The 16960-nt window shown below is 63.3% G+C and carries 18 protein-coding genes; 9 read left to right on the top strand and 9 right to left on the bottom strand.

Going from position 1 to position 16960, the window contains the following annotated elements:
* The first annotated feature begins 3 nt into the window (after positions 1 to 3).
* The 4 genes from ACQY5B_RS00510 (at position 4) to ACQY5B_RS00495 (ending at position 3456) form a co-directional block, all read left to right on the top strand.
* Complete coding sequence (locus tag ACQY5B_RS00510) at positions 4 to 420, top strand: cupin domain-containing protein (protein ID WP_305969086.1); 417 nt, start codon at positions 4 to 6, stop codon at positions 418 to 420.
* Positions 421 to 556: 136 nt separating this feature from the next.
* A complete protein-coding gene (locus ACQY5B_RS00505; RefSeq protein WP_420328866.1) occupies positions 557 to 1243 on the top strand; it encodes a FadR/GntR family transcriptional regulator in 687 nt (228 codons plus the stop codon).
* Between the two features lie 105 nt (positions 1244 to 1348).
* Complete coding sequence (locus tag ACQY5B_RS00500) at positions 1349 to 2419, top strand: Gfo/Idh/MocA family protein (RefSeq protein WP_420328864.1); 1071 nt, start codon at positions 1349 to 1351, stop codon at positions 2417 to 2419.
* A gap of 146 nt (positions 2420 to 2565) precedes the next feature.
* Positions 2566 to 3456, top strand: a complete 891-nt coding sequence (locus ACQY5B_RS00495; RefSeq protein WP_420328862.1) for an AEC family transporter — start codon at positions 2566 to 2568, stop codon at positions 3454 to 3456.
* Between the two features lie 3 nt (positions 3457 to 3459).
* Here ACQY5B_RS00495 and ACQY5B_RS00490 read toward each other — a convergent pair whose 3' ends face one another.
* The 9 genes from ACQY5B_RS00490 to ACQY5B_RS00450 form a co-directional block, all read right to left on the bottom strand.
* Positions 3460 to 4320, bottom strand: a complete 861-nt coding sequence (locus tag ACQY5B_RS00490) for an NAD(P)-dependent oxidoreductase (protein WP_420328861.1) — start codon at positions 4318 to 4320, stop codon at positions 3460 to 3462.
* Positions 4321 to 4372: 52 nt separating this feature from the next.
* A complete protein-coding gene (locus ACQY5B_RS00485; RefSeq protein WP_420328859.1) occupies positions 4373 to 5749 on the bottom strand; it encodes an SLC13 family permease in 1377 nt (458 codons plus the stop codon).
* Between the two features lie 9 nt (positions 5750 to 5758).
* On the bottom strand, positions 5759 to 6733 hold the full coding sequence (locus ACQY5B_RS00480; protein ID WP_420328857.1) for a quinone oxidoreductase family protein: 975 nt from the start codon (positions 6731 to 6733) through the stop codon (positions 5759 to 5761).
* Between the two features lie 9 nt (positions 6734 to 6742).
* Positions 6743 to 7048 (bottom strand): DUF1330 domain-containing protein, encoded by a 306-nt coding sequence (locus ACQY5B_RS00475; protein ID WP_305969093.1) that lies wholly within the window; start codon positions 7046 to 7048, stop codon positions 6743 to 6745.
* Positions 7049 to 7067: 19 nt separating this feature from the next.
* A complete protein-coding gene (locus tag ACQY5B_RS00470; RefSeq protein ID WP_420328855.1) occupies positions 7068 to 8375 on the bottom strand; it encodes a TRAP transporter large permease in 1308 nt (435 codons plus the stop codon).
* Positions 8376 to 8426: 51 nt separating this feature from the next.
* A complete protein-coding gene (locus ACQY5B_RS00465; protein ID WP_305969095.1) occupies positions 8427 to 8927 on the bottom strand; it encodes a TRAP transporter small permease subunit in 501 nt (166 codons plus the stop codon).
* 94 nt (positions 8928 to 9021) lie between these two features.
* A complete protein-coding gene (locus ACQY5B_RS00460; RefSeq protein ID WP_305969096.1) occupies positions 9022 to 10083 on the bottom strand; it encodes a type 2 periplasmic-binding domain-containing protein in 1062 nt (353 codons plus the stop codon).
* A gap of 159 nt (positions 10084 to 10242) precedes the next feature.
* Complete coding sequence (locus tag ACQY5B_RS00455; protein ID WP_420328853.1) at positions 10243 to 11163, bottom strand: dihydrodipicolinate synthase family protein; 921 nt, start codon at positions 11161 to 11163, stop codon at positions 10243 to 10245.
* A 12-nt stretch (positions 11164 to 11175) separates the two neighbouring features.
* Positions 11176 to 12327, bottom strand: coding sequence for a zinc-dependent alcohol dehydrogenase (locus tag ACQY5B_RS00450; RefSeq protein WP_305969098.1), 1152 nt, complete (start codon positions 12325 to 12327; stop codon positions 11176 to 11178).
* A 250-nt stretch (positions 12328 to 12577) separates the two neighbouring features.
* On the opposite strand from ACQY5B_RS00450, the gene ACQY5B_RS00445 reads away from it, so the two are divergent.
* The 5 genes from ACQY5B_RS00445 to ACQY5B_RS00425 all read left to right on the top strand — a co-directional run bounded on the left by ACQY5B_RS00445 (position 12578) and on the right by ACQY5B_RS00425 (position 16957).
* Entirely contained in the window at positions 12578 to 13225 is a 648-nt protein-coding gene (locus ACQY5B_RS00445) for a FadR/GntR family transcriptional regulator (RefSeq protein ID WP_420328851.1), read from the top strand.
* Positions 13226 to 13229: 4 nt separating this feature from the next.
* Positions 13230 to 13871 carry a glutathione S-transferase family protein gene (locus ACQY5B_RS00440; protein WP_420328850.1) on the top strand — a complete coding sequence of 214 codons (642 nt, stop codon included), beginning with the start codon at positions 13230 to 13232 and terminating at the stop codon, positions 13869 to 13871.
* Positions 13872 to 13961: 90 nt separating this feature from the next.
* Positions 13962 to 14555 carry a carboxymuconolactone decarboxylase family protein gene (locus tag ACQY5B_RS00435; RefSeq protein WP_305969101.1) on the top strand — a complete coding sequence of 198 codons (594 nt, stop codon included), beginning with the start codon at positions 13962 to 13964 and terminating at the stop codon, positions 14553 to 14555.
* A 131-nt stretch (positions 14556 to 14686) separates the two neighbouring features.
* Positions 14687 to 15709, top strand: a complete 1023-nt coding sequence (locus ACQY5B_RS00430) for a tripartite tricarboxylate transporter substrate binding protein (protein ID WP_305969102.1) — start codon at positions 14687 to 14689, stop codon at positions 15707 to 15709.
* Positions 15710 to 15925: 216 nt separating this feature from the next.
* A complete protein-coding gene (locus tag ACQY5B_RS00425) occupies positions 15926 to 16957 on the top strand; it encodes a Bug family tripartite tricarboxylate transporter substrate binding protein (protein WP_420328848.1) in 1032 nt (343 codons plus the stop codon).
* Positions 16958 to 16960: the final 3 nt, after the last annotated feature.

The following is a 16960-nucleotide window of genomic DNA, read 5'->3' as shown; positions in this document are numbered from 1 at the left end:
GATATGGATTCCGAAACACCCCAGGGCACCATCGTGCGCCACGAAGAGATCACGCCCTTCGCCCGGGGCGACGGCGTCGAGACCCGGTTGATGGTTGGTCGTGAGACCGACCCGGCGGCCCCCTTCACCACCGGAACGACGACCTTTCCGGCAGGCTGCGCCGCGCCTTTGCACACGCACAACTGCGCCGAACAGGTCACCATCCTCGCAGGCCAGGCAGAGGCCATGGTCGGCGGCGAGGTGATGCAGCTTGGCCCGATGGACACCAGTTTCGTGCCCGCCGATGTGCCGCACTATTTCCGCAACACCGGCGACGGGCCGCTGACGATCCTGTGGATCTACGGTGCCCGCGAGGTCACGCGGACGTTTGTCGAAACCGGGGAAACGGTGGCGCATATGTCGCCTCGTGATCAGGTGTAGGTGCGAAATTGGTTGACCAATTTGCCGGGGCCGTGCCAGAAGGGCAGAAACCCTTTGCCACAATAGCTATAGGCGCTCCGATGCGAAAGCCTTATGGCGGTGAGTGGCCTCGAAATTAACGCGATTTGGTGAACCAATGCATGACACCGTCCTGACGCGATTGCGCAACTGGATCTCTGGCTCCGGCCTGTCCCGCGGGGATCGTATGCCGCCCGAGCGCACGCTCTGCGAAACGCTTGGCGTCAGCAGGGCCGAACTGCGCAAGGCCCTGCTGGTGCTGGAGACCGAAGGCATCCTGGATCGCAACGTCGGGCGCGGCACGTTCCTGGCAAAGGCCCCCCGCACCACGCGAGGCGGCGACAGGATCGATCGATCCATCGCGACGCTGTCCGAAAGCACCGGCCCGGTCGAAGCGATGAATGCCCGCCTGGCCTTTGAACCGCAGCTTTGTCAGCTGGCGGCACTGCACGCCACGCCGAAACAGTTGCGGGACTTGCGCAGAATGTCCCAGGCCATGCGCGAGGCCACGAACTGGAGCAACTACGAACAGCTCGACAGCGACTTTCACGAGGCCATTGCAGCCGCCTCCGGCAATGGATTGCTGCAATCACTGCACCGCATTCTGAACGGTGTCAGGTTGGCCGTGGTCTGGCGCAGGCTCAACACCTCGGATCGCGGTCCGCACCCGGATTATCACTCTTTCGATGAACATGACGCCATCCTCGCGGCGCTGGAAAGCCGCGATCCGACCGCGGCCGGAGAGGCGATGCGCGCCCATCTGGAAAGCACCCTTTCACAGATGACCGCCGCTTCGCGGGCCTGAACAGCGGCTTCAGAAGAATGCATACCGGGTATCAGGAATGCTTGTTTGTAGCGGCATTTTCCATTTGCGAAACTGATCAGCAACATTGACACGTTGGGAGCGAGAATGAGACAGGTTGAAGTGGCCGTGATCGGCACTGGCTGGTGTGGCGGAATGCGAGCGGAGTCGCTGGCGAAGTCGGCCTTGGTCGACAAGCTTCATATCTGCGAAATCCGGCCCGAGCGGTTGCAGGAAGTGAAAGAGCTGACCAACCCCGCGACGGCAACGGATGATTACCAGGACATCGTCCGCAATCCCGCGATCGAGGTGGTCTACATCTCCACCACGCCGGAACCGACGCATTATCCCATCGCGCGCGATTGCCTGAAGGCGGGCAAGCACGTCCTGCTAGAAAAGCCCATCGCGATGGAACTGGCCGAGGCCGACGACCTGATCAACATTTCCAGGGAAAAGGGCGTCAAGTTCACCATCGGCTACTCGCAGCGTTTCAATCCGAAAATCGCCTGGGCCAAGAAGGCGATCGCCGAGGGCAAACTGGGCAAGATCGTCAATGTCATGGTGTCGCGCCACCTGTCGCGCAGCCTCGGGTCGCGCATCGCCGGCCGGGTCAAGCTGTCGCCCGCGGCGATGGAAAGCACGCATGACCTCGATTTCGTCTACTGGCTGCTCGATGCCAAGCCCACCAAGGTCTATTCGCAAGGCGCCTATGGCTACATGAAGGAGCTGAACGGCTCTTACGACTGCATGTGGAACACGGTGAACATGGACAACGGCGCGCTGGTCGTGATCGGCGGAGGCTGGAACCTGCCCCCGTCCTATCCAAACTACTGCGCGACCTGGATCGAGATCACCGGCACCGAAGGTTCCCTGGTGCTTGACGACACCTCGCGCGACAACTGGTTCAACACCGTCGAGGGTGGCACGCGCTTCCCCATGTCGACCATGCCGGGCGAGCATGTGGACCACATGTATGCCGGTCAGATGGGGCCGGAAACGTTGCATTTCCTCGAATCCGTGTTGCTTGATCGCCAGCCGCTGGTGGCGCCGGAACATGCGCGGATGGTGATGGAAAGCTACCTTGCCGCCGATATCTCGGCCGAGATTGGCGAGCCTGTGGGCCTGCCGCTGTCCAACCACGCGATGGCAACCCTCGCGGACATGAAGGCGGCGGAGTGACCTTTTGCGTCGTCGAGGGCGCGGCCCCTCTGTGCCGCCGTTGACACCAATCCGTCACGGCGGTCGCCGCCGGTCTTGCCGGAGGCCGGCAAGACCGGAGTGGCGGTACGATTTAATGTCTCGGGCTCCACATGATCGGGGGCAACTTGGTATTTGAAATCTTTGAGATAATCGCGCCCATCTTTGTCGTGGCGGCGCTTGGTTTCCTTTTCGAAAAACGCGGGCCCAGCTTCGATTCCACCACGCTTAGCCGCCTTGCCCTTTGGATCGGCACACCCTGCCTGGTGTTTTCCTCGCTGACTAACACGGCCTTGCCGGACGAGGCTCTGGCCCGGATGATCGGGATAACCTTTGCGGTGGCTGTGCTGGGCGGTGCCCTTGCCTGTCTGGTGCTGGTCCTGTTCCGCCTGCCTCAACGCACGTTTCTGTCCCCTCTGGCGCTACCCAACGCAGGGAATGCCGGGCTGCCGGTTGTCTTCTTCACATTCTCGGATGCGGGCTTGGCGATTGGCGCCGCGTTCTTTTTCGTCATCGCACTGGTTCAGTACACGGTTGTGCCTATGGTGGTTTCCGGTGAACTGGGCCTGCGGAAACTGTTGAAGGAACCGCTGATCTGGACAGTGTTGGCCGTCATCGGGTTCCGCGTGGTCGATGTGACGCCCCCCAAGATCATCGCCGACACCACCGCCCTGCTGGGCGGGATGATGATCCCGGTGATGCTGATCCTTTTGGGCGGCGCGCTGGCCCGTTTGCGCGTCAAGGATATCGCGACGTCGATCCTGCTGGCGATGTTGAGACTGACGATCGGCCTCGCGACCGGATTGTCGATGGTCTACCTGTTCGGTCTGGACGGAATCGAGGCGGGTGCGGTCTTTCTCATGTCGGCCATGCCCTCTGCGCTGGTCACCTACGTGATTTCCCAGCACTACGGGCGCGAGCCAGAACGGGTGGCGGCGTTTGTCGTCAGCTCGACCGTGCTGAACTTCTTGTGCCTGCCCGTCCTGATCGCCGCCGCCCTGCATATCGCGGCGCTGTGACGCCTAGGCCTTTGCCATCCGCAGAACCGCCCGGAACACCGCGGAATTGTCGAGATCGCTGTCGCCCGCGGCCTCGGCATTCTCCATGACTTCAAGATAGCGGTTGACCATCGGCATGCCTCCGTGACCGAAACGGCCGGCCATATCGTGGATCAGCTTGAAATCCTTCTGCGATTGGGCAATCCGCCCCAACGGCGTGAAGTCCCGCGACACCATCAACGGCCCCTTGGCGGCCATCACGTCCGACCGCGCGGCGGACCGCAGGGCGGTCTGCAGGAACGTTTCGGGATCCAGCCCCACGGCCTCGGCAAAGACCAACCCTTCGGCCACCGCGGCGCGGGTCAGGCCCAGCACGCAGTTGATCGCCAGCTTTGTCCGGTTGCCGTTGCCGATGGCGCCCACCCGCTCCCGCTGGGTCGAAATCGCGTCCGCGAATTCCTCGAACTCGTCCAGTCCGGTGTCATTCCCGGCCAGCAGCAGCAGCGCGGTGCCCTGCTGCACCTGAAGACTGGTGCCGGAAATCGGCGATTCCACCAAGGTGATGCCCTTGGCGGCAGCACGGCCTTCCAACGCGGCGACCTGTTCGGGATCGCAGGTGCTCATGGTGACCAGCACCTTGCCCGTGCCGTCCGGGGCGGCCTCGATGATATCGGCCAGCTGGTCGGTGCTGAAAACGGCGGACAACAGTACGTCCGTCTGCCATAGCGCCGAAGGCTCTGCCCTGCGTCCCCCCTTCGATTCCAAGAGGTCCAGCCGCCCCTGGTCGACATCGGTTCCAAGCACGGTGTGGCCCGCGGCAAGCAAGCGTTCCGCCAGCGCCATTCCGATCAGGCCAAGCCCGAAGATGCCGATTGTCCTTGTCATGTTTCCTCCTTTGCCCGGTTTCGGGTCTTCTGATGATCTCCGCTGCCCGTTTTCAAACGAAACCGATCACTTGCCACCACAGGTAGGTCAGCGGCAAACCGACCAGGGACACCGCCAGCGCCAGCCAGACACAGAGCCTGACGAACACGGCGTTTGGCACCTTGGAAATCGACATCGCCACGATCAAAGGTGGCGCCTGGTAGGCCAGGACCGGTGTTGCGATCCCGATCATCTGCACCATGGAAACCGCCTTGAGCGACAGGCCCGTCGCCTCGGACAACGAGGCGGCGAAGGGCACCAGCACCGCCGGAGCCGCGGGCGCCGTCGTCAGATGAGAGATGATGACGGAGAACCCATAGACCGCATAGACCGATGACAGGTCACCGGCGGGCGACAACGGCAGGCGGGCAATAAATGCATCCGCCAGAACCCGGTCCAGCCCGGCCTCGCGGGCCACGGCCACAACGGTGACGAGGGCGGCAAAAAAGATCGGCGGCGAGAAATCGATCCTCTCGCGCATCGCATTGCCATCAAGCATCCCGAAACGGGGCCAGATCACGATGGCCGCCGCTGCCATGGCGATCCAGGCGGGTTCGATCCCGTGCATGAAATCCGTCATCCAGCCAAGGATGGCCACCCCCAGGACGATCAGAAGCCGCCGCTGTTCCGGGCGATGCGGCGCCGCCCCCGCTTCGTCGTCACCAGCGCAAACAGGCGTTTCCGTGGTGAAGCGCATCATCAGGACCGCGATCAGCAGGAACCGCAGCGCATTCACCGGCCACTGCTGAATCATGTATTCGGAATAGGTGCTGGCGATGCCATAGCTTTGCTGCATCGCGCCGACCTGTACGATGGTAGGAAGGTTCGCGGTCAGGATCGTGTAGGTCGGCAGCAACGTCGCGGTGACGGCGGTTGCGATCAGGCCGATGCCCCCCCGCCCCTTGGGGTCGAGCCCTAGCCGCTCGGCAAAGGCGGCCGCGACCGGGACCATCACGATGACCCGTGGCATGGTCGAGGGCACCAGGATGCCCAGCAGCAGCCCGGTCGTCGCAATCACCAGCGTCGCACGCCCATAGGACGGGCCCGCCAGCGCGAACAGCCGGCCGGATATCCGGGCCGCCAGCCCCGTCGCGGTGATCGCCGTTCCCAGGATGATTCCCGACACGATCAGCCAGAACCCGCCGGACATGAACCCGGAAAAGATGATGTCGCGCGGGGCCGTACCCAACCCCAGAGCCACCAGGAAAATGGCAATGGCGGCCACGACCTCGGGCACCGCGCGGGTCGCGAACAATGTGATCCCCGCCAAGCCCAGCCCGGCGGCCGTCCATAGGGCACCGGACGCGCCCAGGACCAAGCCATAGGCAATCAGGCCTGCGCCGGTGGCCACGCCGAAGCCGGCCACCGCCAGGGGAGAGACAAGTCGCATGTAGCCGCCTCAGGGGATCAGGATCGTGGATCCGGTCGTCTCGCCTGCCTCCAGCGCGCGATGCGCATCGACCACCTCTGCCAAGGGCAGGCGCCGGCCGATATTGACCGAGACATGCCCGGCCTGGATCATCTCGAAGACCCGTCCGGCCGAATGCTCCAGATCCGCACGGGGACCGACGTAATTCGCCAGCGTCGGCCGGGTAAAGTAGAGCGATCCGGATTTCTGCAGCAGGCTGGGCGGCACCGGTGGGGCCTCTCCGGTCGTGGCGCCGTAAGAAACGAACAGCCCGTAGGTCGCGAGGCAGGCGATTGAGGTCTCGAAGGTGGCCTTGCCGATGCTGTCATAGACCACCGGCACGCCTTCGCCGCCGGTGATCTCCTTGACCCGCGCAACGATGTCCTCGGATTTGCGGTCGATGGCATGGGCATAGCCCAGGTCCAGCGCACGGGCGCAATTCTCCGGCCCCGAGGTGACGGCGATCATCTCTGCGCCCAGGTGCCTGCCCCATTGCCCCGCGATCTGCCCGACGCCGCCGGACGCCGCGAAAAACAGGACTTTGTCTCCGGGTTTCACCTTGTAGGTGCGCTCCAGCAGATATTCGACTGTCATGCCCTTCATCAGGGAAGCGGCGGCCACCTCGTCTGAAATTCCTTCCGGGATGCGGACCATACGCGCGGCGGGGGCGTTGCGCCTTGTGGCATAGGCCCCCAGCACACCGCCATAGGCCACCCGGTCGCCCACCGCGAGACCCTCGACTCTGGCCCCGAAGCCGCGCACCGTTCCCGCCGCTTCGAGGCCCAGCGGGCTTGGCAGGTCCAGCGCGTACAGGCCCGAGCGCTGGTAGACGTCCATGTAGTTCAGGCCGATCGCGCTCTGGTCGATCTGCACTTCCCCTTCACCGGGGTCCGGCAGTTCGGCATCGGTCAGTTTCATGACCTCCGGCCCGCCCTGCTCTTCGATGATGACTTTGGATACTTTCATGGTTCGACCTCAATCCGTGGCGTCGCCGCTTTCGACGACAACCGTCTGCACCTCTCCGGCACCATTGGCGCGACGGAACGCGGCGGCGTCCTGGTATTCCTGCGACTCGAAACAGGTGACCCCTTGTTCAAGCGTGGGAAATTCGATGACCACGAACCGATGGAAATGCTCGGGGCCTTCCATGATCTGGTACTTGCCGCCCCGCGCCAGGACCTTGCCACCGTGTTTCTCGATGATCTCGGGAACCAGGTCGGTATAACGTTTGTATTCGACAGGATCGTTGATCCTTGCGCGTGCTATCCAGTAAGCGGGCATGCGATTTCTCCGTTTGTTTCTACATCACCCTGTTGGGCAACCAGTTGGCGAACTGCGGGAACAGCACGAGCAGCGTCGCTGCCACCAACATGATGCCCCAATAGGGAATTGAGCTCTTGAAGATGTCCCCGACGCGCACCTCGGGATCGTTGATCGCCGCCTTCACCGTGTAGACCAGCAGGCCGAACGGCGGGGTCAGCAGGCCGGCCTCGATCGCGACGATTCCGACGATGGCAAAGGTCAGTTGGTCGAACCCGAAGGCCACGGCGATCGGCTCCACGATCGGCACCGTCAGCAACATGATCGAGATGCTGTCGATCACCATGCCCAGGACGAACCAGATCAGGATGATGATCCCCAGCACATGCCAGGCCTCGAGGCCGGAATTCAGGAAAAACTCGCGGATCGCGCTGGTGACGCCGGTCATCGCCAGCGTTCGGGAATAGAGCGCCGCGGCAAAGAGCAGGATCAGGATGGGCGCGGCGGTCTTGCCGACCGAATAGACCGCGTCCAGGAACTCTCGCAGGTTCATGCCCTTGAAAAATGCAAAGATCAGCGCCAGCGCGGCCCCGGCGCCCGCGCCCTCTGTCGGGGTGAAGACGCCGAACCAGATCCCGCCCAGCACGGCCGCGACGATGCCGCAGACGCCCAGAACGCTGGTCCAGAGTTGCCGTGCCGGCAATTCGGTCTTGTCGCCTTGTGTTTCACGCGCCTCCGGCTCGGCGCCCTCCCCCACGACCTCGGGTGTCGCGATGGCCATGGCAACGATGTAAAAAATGAACATCGACGCCAGCAGCAGCCCGGGGAACACGCCGGCCAGGAAGATCCGGCCGATGGACTGCTCTGTCAGGATACCCCAGACGATCATCAGCACGGAAGGCGGTATCAGCATCCCGAGGCAGCTCGACCCGGCGATGGCCCCCAGGGCAAAGCCCCGGTGATAGCCGAAGGTACGCATCTCAGGATAAGCAATCCGCGAAAATGTCGCCGCCGAGGCGATGGACACGCCGGTGACAAAAGAGAACACCGTATTGCCCAGAACAGTCGCGATCCCCAGCCGCGCCGGCAGTCGCCGCAACCCCCGGTTGATGCCGTAGAATATGTCGGTCACGGAGCCGGATCGCCCCATGAACTCGCCCATCAGCATGAACAGCGGGATGACGGCAAAGGTGAAGCTCCTCAGGGCCTCGGCCGCGGTCGAGGCGACCATCGCCTCGACGATGCGCATGTTGCCGGTGACCAGGTAGATACCCAGCACGCTGGTCACCCCCAGCGCCACGGCCACATGGACTCCGATGACCACCAGCCCCATCAGGACTCCGGCCATCAATATGGCAGTGCTGGCGTCAAACACGGTCCATACCTCGATTTGTGAAGGTCATCGGAACCAGAGCTCCTCGGATTTTCCGGTCAGCTCCACGATCGCCAGGATGACGTAGTTGAGGGCCGCCAGCGCGCTGCCGAAGATGATCATGAAACGTGCTGGCCAGACAGGAACGCGCAACGCGCCTTCGCCGTCGAATTCACCGTTGGCAAAGGACCTGAGGGCGGGGGTTATTCCGGCCTTGGCGAGCAGCAGGAAAAACGCGGCGCCCAGGAGGAAGCCGAGGATCGCCAGAGCGCGGGCAGCGCGCGGGCTCAGAAAACTGGTCAGGAAGTCCGTCCTCAGCATGGAACCCGAGCGCACCGCGAAACCGACCTGGAGAAAGACGATCATCACGACCGAGTTGGCTACGATCTCCTTGGTGCCCTGCAGGGGCATGTTCGCGGCCCGCGCGATGATATCGGCCATGATGAAGAAACACAGGGCAAATGCCCAGGCGGCGGCGAGGACCAAAAGCGATCTGGTCAGACCATCCGCGACCTTGATCAGGAACATGGCATCAAATCCATAAATTCGACGGAACGGCAGGATTGCCCGCGGAATGCAGCGCCGCCGGGGGAGTCCGGCGGCGCCTCCGGATCGGGCCCAGTTACTCGATCACGTAACGAACCGGCCATTCGTGACCGCGCTCTTCCGCCTTGTCGAGCACCAGGTTCAGGACCTGCTTGGCCGGCAGCCCCTGCTGTTCCAGATCGTCGGCCAGGGATTGCGGCCAATCGGCAAGGCTCTGGGCCCAAGCCTTGCGGACCTCGGGATCGATCTCCGAGACGGTGATCAGGTCACGCAATTCGCCGACGAGGCGGTCGTACTCCGCGGCATTCACGATACCCGTCTGTTCCTCGTAGTCCGCCGCGACCTCCAGCAGGATTTCCCGCACGTCGTCGGGAAGCGCGTCGTAGGTCTGCTGGTTGATCGTCAGCCCGTGCCAGGTCATCGAGCCAAAGCCGATCAGCGTGTAGTACGGCCCCGGCTCGTAAAGCTTAAGGTTCACCCAGGCCGAGGGGAACATGATCCAGCCCTCGTAGACGTTGGTGGTCATCTCGGTATAGGCGGTCGCAAGCGACGACTGCACGGGCGAGACGCCAGCATATTCGAGCCAGTTGAGATTCAGGCCCGCCCCGGCGATCTTCTGATCCTGGAGATCGTCCAGGTCGTCCCAGGGAAAGGACGTCCCAAGGTTGTAACCGCCGTCCGCGATCCGCGACAGAAGCACCTGGTTGAACCGGTCCGGAAAGACGTTTTCAAGGTAGGGCACCTCGGCATAGACATCCTGCGCAATCGCAAGCGACATCTCCGGGTCCATGGTCCCAAAGGGCATCATCACCTGGAACGCGTGCAGCGGCAGGTTGGACGGCTCGAAGCAGAAGCAGAAGCCGCCGATGTCGATGATCCCGTCCTGAACGCCCTCAAGAACTTCCGTCACCTTTACGATGGAACCAGAATAACCCTCGACAAAACTGATGGTATGGTCGGTGCGTTCTTCGACCCGGCGCTTCAGCTCTGGCTGGAAATAGTCCTGCATGAGCCCCGCATAGACGACCCCCGGCGGGTGGCCGGATCCGATGCGCAAGGTGATGTTGTCGGCCTGGGCGGCGTGCCCGAGTCCGATCGCGGCAATGGCAGCAGCGCTGCTGGCAAAGAGTCTGTTCATGATTCCCCTCCCGGAATGATGTTTTGTCGTGCCATTCCGACGTTGTGCCCGCCGCTTGGCCTTCTTGCTGTTTCGCTCGATCTCCTTTCGCGGTTCCGGAACCGGGTGGCGTCCCGCCACCTGGTCCGGCCGTGGATATTGCGTTTGCGCGCCCCGGGATCAGGCCGCGCTTGCAGCGACGCCAAGACCGCTGACGTCGGCTTTCAGCCCGGTCTTCTGTTCGTCGGTCAGCGGAACCAGCGGCGGCGCCATGCGGGTCCAGGTGTCGTCGCCCGTGCGCCAAGCCTCCAGCTGTTTCATGGCGGCCATGAGCGGGTATTTCGACGCCGTGGCGCGGGCGGTCTTGACCACCTCCAGCGCGTCCTCACGCGCCTTGCCCTCGGCCGCCAAAGCCGCCTGAACAAGGTTGGCGGTGACATTGGTCGATCCCGAGATGATGCCGGCGCAACCACCGTCCAGCCCGTCAAAGACGAATGCCTCGCTCGAAGGGTAGACATCGAAATCGCCGTCGACACCGCCCGTCGCCTTGGCAAAGGCCAGCGATTGCGACAGGTCTCCGCTCGAATCCTTCAGACCGGCAATGACGGGTCCGAAGTCGGCCTTCAGGCGCTTGACCAAATCCACCGAGAACGGCGTCATCGACATCTGCGGGAAGTGGTAGAGATAGACGCGCAGACGGTCGTCGCCGACTTTCTCGATCAGCCTGGCATAGTAGGCATACAGTCCGTCATCGGACGGGTTCTTGTAGTAGAAAGGCGGCAGCAGCAGGACGTTGAAGAACCCCGCCTTCACCGCGGCGCTGGTCACGTCCACCGCGTCTTGCGTGGCACAGGACCCGGTTCCGAAAATGACCCGGTCGGCATCGAACCCCGCTTCGGCAAAGGCGCCCGGCAGCGCGATCCGGTCGCGGTAGGAAATCGAATTGCCCTCGCCCGTAGTCCCGGTCGGCGCAACACCATCGCAACCGCCATCGGTCAGCAGGTGTTTGCAGTATGCGGTGAGCTTCGGCACGTCGACCGATCCGTCGTCATTGAAAGGGGTGATCGCGGCCGCGTAGATGCCTCGCTTGGCTTTTGTCATCTGGTCTTCGTCCTATTCTGCGGCAGAGGATTCGGCGCTGTTCTCGCGCATCGAAACCACCACCTTGATCGCGTCGTCGATCCGCTCGCGCGCGTGTTTCAGCGCGTTGGGCAGGTCATGCATCGGGAAGGTGTGGGTATGGACCTTGGTCGCGTCGAACCGCTTGTCCGCCATGAACGCCATCGCGCGATGGGTGGCGGACTTGCCCTCTCCACGGATGCCGTAAAGGTAGATGTTGTTCACCGCGAGATGGCCCAGGTCGAATTCCACGGGCTTTTTCGGGAAGGCGGCGAGGCAGACCTTGCCGCCGCGATTCGTCATGTGGATGGCCTGGTTCACTGTCGTTTCGCTGCCGGCACAGTCGACGACATAGTCGGCCCCCTTGCCCCCGGTCAGCTCCTTGACCCGGGCAAGCGCGTCCTCGTTGCGTGCATCGATGGTGACATCCGCGCCCAGCTCCTTGCCGATTCGGTTGCGATTCTCGCGCGTGCCGACCAGCACCACCGGATCCGCCCCCAGCGACTTTGCCACCGCAACCGCAAGCAGGCCGATGGGCCCCGGCCCGATGACGACCACGCTTTCTCCGGCAACCAGGCCGCCCAGCTCCGTCAGGCCGTACATGGACGTGCCGGCGGTCACGACTAGCGTGGCCTCGGCGTCTGACATCTGGTCGGGAACCTTGATCATCGTGTTGATGTTGTTGACCGCGTATTCCGCGAACCCGCCATTGGTGGTGAAACCGTTGGCGCGGTGCCCCTTGTCGCGGTCGCCGTAGTTCAGGCCGTAATTGTGGCATGACGTGTACATGCCCGACCGGCACCGCTTGCACTGTCCGCAGCCGGCATGGATTTCGACGGTCACGCGGTCGCCGATCTCGAACTCGTCGACACCGGGGCCAAGCGCGGCGATCGTCCCCATGTATTCATGCCCGGGCGTGAAGTTCTTGTTGAACGGCGGACCGCCCTCGAACATCGCCGGTGTACCGTAGCTGATGATTTCCAGGTCGGTCGCGCAGATCGCGACCGCATCGATGCGCACCAGCGCTTCGGCACGGCCCGGAGCCGGCACTTCCTTGTCGATCAGCTTGAGTTCGTCGGGATCCCCGAGAACCCATGCCTTCATCTTCGCCGGAACGGGCATCGAGTCGTCGTACTTGACGGTCATCGCAGGTCTTTTCTCCACCCTGCTCCCCCTCGTTTGTATCAAAAATCAATGCGCAAATTGGTTGACCAATTTAGATATTGGCAAGCCGTATCGCGCCCTCTGATTATCGATAATATCGAAATTTTTGGCGCAGTAAATGATATTCTTCTGTTGACAGGTGGCTTCTCCTGCCGTTTCCTTCAACTCGAGGAGGCCGGATTGGTTAACCATTATGGACGTGCACGACAATCATACCGAACCCAGATGTGTCTTGGCCAATTGGCTGGCGTCCTCCGATACCGCTGTCGGCGACCGGCTCCCGCCGGAGCGCCGGCTGGCCGCGGAGCTGGGCGTTTCGCGTGGCGAATTGCGCAAGGCCCTGATGGCGCTGGAGGCCGAGGGCATCATCGAACGGCATGTCGGGCGCGGCACCTTTCTCAAGTCGCCGGCAGACATGGAGGATACCGGCGAAGCGATCGTTCAGCGCCTGTCAGAGATCTCCAGTCCGCACGCCGCGATGATGGCCCGACTTTCACTGGAACCCGAACTTGCCGGACACGCGGCCATCCATGCCGCCCCGCGGCATCTGGCCGAACTCAGGCGGCGATGCGAAGCAATGCGCTCGGCCACGACCTGGGCGGAATACGAACACCACGATTCGCGGTTTCACCGGCTCATCGCCATTGCGTCGGGCAACGCGATCCTGCTGGAACTGCACCGAATCGTGGACGCTGTGCGCGTCTCGGTCGTTTGGTCGGGTCTCGACCTGCCGCAGGGCGGTCCGACGCGCGATTACCACTCCTTTGCCGAACACGACGAGATCCTGGAAGCGCTGGAAAGACGCGACCGCGCCGCCGCTTACCAGGCGATGAAAACGCATCTGAAATCCGTGCGAGCAACCCTACTGAAGGACGACTGACACTGTGATTGACCTTTACACATGGATCACGCCAAACGGCCGCAAGGTTTCCATCCTGCTGGAAGAACTGGGTGTGGATTACACCGTCCACGCGATCGACATCTCGAAGGGCGAACAATTCGCGCCCGACTTCCTTGCAATCGCGCCGAACAACCGGATCCCGGCCATCGTCGACCATGAGACCGGCGTCCAGATGATGGAAACCGGCGCGATCATGCAGTACCTGGCCGAAAAGCACGGCCGGTTCCTGCCGCAAGAGGCAGAACATCGCTGGGCCGCGATCGAATGGCTCAACTGGCAGATGGGCGGGCTGGGCCCCATGCTGGGCCAGGTCCACCATTTCGTGAAGTACAACCCTGGCAAGTCCGAATATGCCGAGGAACGCTACTCCAAGGAGGCGAACCGCCTTTACGGGGTGCTCAACAAACGGCTTGAGGGGCGCGATTTCATTGCCGGTGCCGGGCGCGGGGAATACTCGATCACCGACATGGCCTGCTGGCCGTGGATCTCGCGGTTCGACTGGCAACAGATCGAGCTGAACGACTATCCGAATGTCCGGGACTGGTACCTGCGCATCGCCGAACGGCCCGCCGTGCAGCGCGGCTACGATGTGCCGAAATTCGTGAACGACATCCCGAAACCGTGACCGCGGACCCAGCCGCCCGGCGGATCAGCCGGACGGCCGACCGCCAAACGATTGCCGCCACTGAAACATACGAAAGCTGAAAGCAAGAACATGCCATATGTAGCCCCGCTCGACCTCAACGATTCCGAAGCCAAGGCGGATATCGAATGGCTCGCCTCGGCCACCGGATTTGTCGCCAACTCCATGCTGGCCCTGTCGCACCGGCCGGAAATCGCCAAGGCCGTGCTGGAACTGATCCGCGCCGTGGTCCGCAATCCGGACGGCACGGTCGATCCCGCGCTGCGCTGGATGGTGGCCCATGTCACCAGCCTGGCGAATGGCTGCGAATACTGTTCCGCCCATACCTTCAAGAACGGTGCCGACAACGGGGTGCCTCAGGACAAGCTAGAGGCGCTGTGGGAATTCGAGACCTCGCCGCTGTTCTCCGAGGGCGAACGCGCCGCGCTGCGGGTGGCGATGACCGGCGGGCAATGCCCCTCCTACGCCACCCCCGAGGACATGGCCATCCTGCGAGAGCACTTCTCGGAGGCGCAAATCGTCGAGATCGGGGCGGTGATCGCGCTGTTCGGTTTCAACAACCGCTGGAACGCGCTGATGCAGACCGATCTCGAAGACTCCGTGACCTCGTTCATCGGCAATAGCGACTACCACGGCCCGGGCGACCTGCCCGGCAACAAGACCTGACCCAAGCAGGCTCGACAACCAACATAAGGGAGGAAGACATGACGGACTTCAATCGAAGGACTCCGACCAGACGGGCTTTCCTGGGGGGGGCGGCCGCTGGCGTCGCGACGCTTCAGATCACCATGCCCACCATGGCACGCGCAGCCGGCTACCCGGAACGGCCCGTCAATATCGTGGTGATGTATGCCGCGGGAGGCGGCACCGACACGGTCATGCGCAAGGTGGCCGACGGGATGGCCAAGGCAAAGGGCTGGACGATCCAGGTGCAGAACCGGCCCGGCGCGGTCGGTGGCGTGGCGACACGGTTCGTCGCCAATGCCCCCTCCGACGGCTACACCATTCTCGGCGCCGGCAACTACAACAGGTTCGTCCGCGTCCTGGGCCATGCCGAGTTCACCCCCTGGGAAGACTGGCTGCCGTTCAAGGCCGCCGCGGCCTCGGCCTCCTGGGCGGTGCGCGCCGACAGCCCCTTCAAGACGCTGGACGACGTCATCGAGGCGGCACAGGCCAACCCGGGGACCGTGACACTGTCGACCTCGGGCACCGGTGGCAACTGGCACGAGATGGCGATGATCATCGCCGACGCGGCCGGGATCGACCTGAAGTACGTCCCCTACCAGGGCGGCAAACCCGCAACGCTGGCCGGCCTGCAGGGCGAAACCGATATTGCCGGTGGCGGCCTGCATGAACAGATCGACCTGATCCGTTCCGGCGATCTGCGCTGCCTGCTGCAGACCTCGGGCAAGGACGTGACGCTGGACGACGGCACCGTGCTGCCGACGCTGGGTACGGTCATTCCCTCCGCGGCCAACCTGCCCGTCACCGCAACCATGAACCTGATGGTGCCCCGCGACGTGCCTGCGGACGCGCTGCAGGAAATCGCCGATGCCTTCCTCCAGGCGACCAGCTCGGACGAGTATCGCGAATTCCTCGCCTCCAAGTACCTGCTTGCCGACATCAAAATCGGTGAAGAGGCCGACCGCGAAGGCGCCCTGATGGAGTCGATGACGACCCAGATCTTCAACAAGTACTCCGACCAGTTGGGCACCGAGGTCCGGACCGCAGAGGAACTGGGCCTGCCCGACCCCGCCGATTTCGACAGCTGGTGGCCGCCACAGGGCTATGTGCCGCCGCCGATCAAGTCGAACACCTGACAAAGGGCAGCGACCCGCGCCGATGCGGATACCCGTCCCCGGCGCAGGTCCAGGCAGTCACGAGTGCCGGGCGACCTGCCCGAAACAAGAGCCTGAACCGAGCAGAAACGTCACACCCAAAGGGAGGATGAAATGACAAAGTTCAATGGAAATGGTCCTAGCAGACGGACATTCCTGGGAGGCGCAGCCGCCGGCTTCGCATCCCTTCACATCACCATGCCTTCGGCGGCACTGGCCGCTGGCTACCCGGAACGCCCGATCACCATCGTCGTGATGTACGCGGCGGGCGGCGGCACCGACACGATCATGCGCAAGCTGGCTGAGGAGATGGCCAACGCAAGGGGCTGGACGATTCAGGTCCAGAACCGGCCCGGCGCGGTCGGCGGCGTGGCGACAAGGTTCGTCTCGAATGCCCCGGCCGACGGCTACACCATTCTGGGCGCCGCCAATTACAACCGCTTTGTCCGTGTCATGGGCCATGCCGAGTTCACCCCCTGGGAAGACTGGCTGCCGTTCAAGGCGGGCAGCGCGCCTGCCGCCTGGGCCGTCCGGGCCGACAGCCCCTATCAGACGATCCAGGACGTGATCGATGCCGCCAAGGCCGATCCCGGCGGACTTTCGATCTCGACCTCGGGCACCGGTGGGGTCTGGCACGAGGCCGCCCTGATCATCGCCGACGCGGCGGGGATCCAGCTCAAGTACGTTCCCTACCAGGGCGGCAATCCGGCAACGCTGGCCGGGCTGCAGGGTGAAACCGACATCTCCGGCGGCGGCCTGCATGAGCAGATCGACCTCATCCGCTCGGGCGACATGCGGTGCCTGGTGCAGACCACCGGCAAGGACATCACCCTGGAAGACGGCACCGTGCTGCCCACCCTCAGCACCGCGATCCCGGGCGCCACGAACACGCCGGCCGGCTCGACCTACAACTTCATGGTGAAGCGGGACACGCCGCCGGAAATCCTGCAGGAGATCTCGGATGCCTTCGTGGAAGCAGCAAGCTCCGAAGGGTTCCTCGAACTGTTGGCCTCCAAGTACTATCAGGCCGACATCAAGATCGGCGAGGAAGCGGACCGCGAAGGCGCGTTGATGGAGGCGCTCACCGCCGACATCTTCAACAAGAACGCCGACCAGATCGGCGCCGAGGTCAGATCCGCCGAAGAGCTGGGCCTGCCCGCCCCGGCCGATTTCGACAGCTGGTGGCCGCCGCAGGGCTACGTGCCGCCGCCGATCAAGTCGAACACCTGATAC

The organism is Antarctobacter sp. (assembly GCF_965277915.1).
Taxonomy (GTDB): domain Bacteria; phylum Pseudomonadota; class Alphaproteobacteria; order Rhodobacterales; family Rhodobacteraceae; genus Antarctobacter.
Note: the sequence above shows the minus strand (reverse complement) of the source record. Positions and strands in the feature narration are given on the sequence as shown.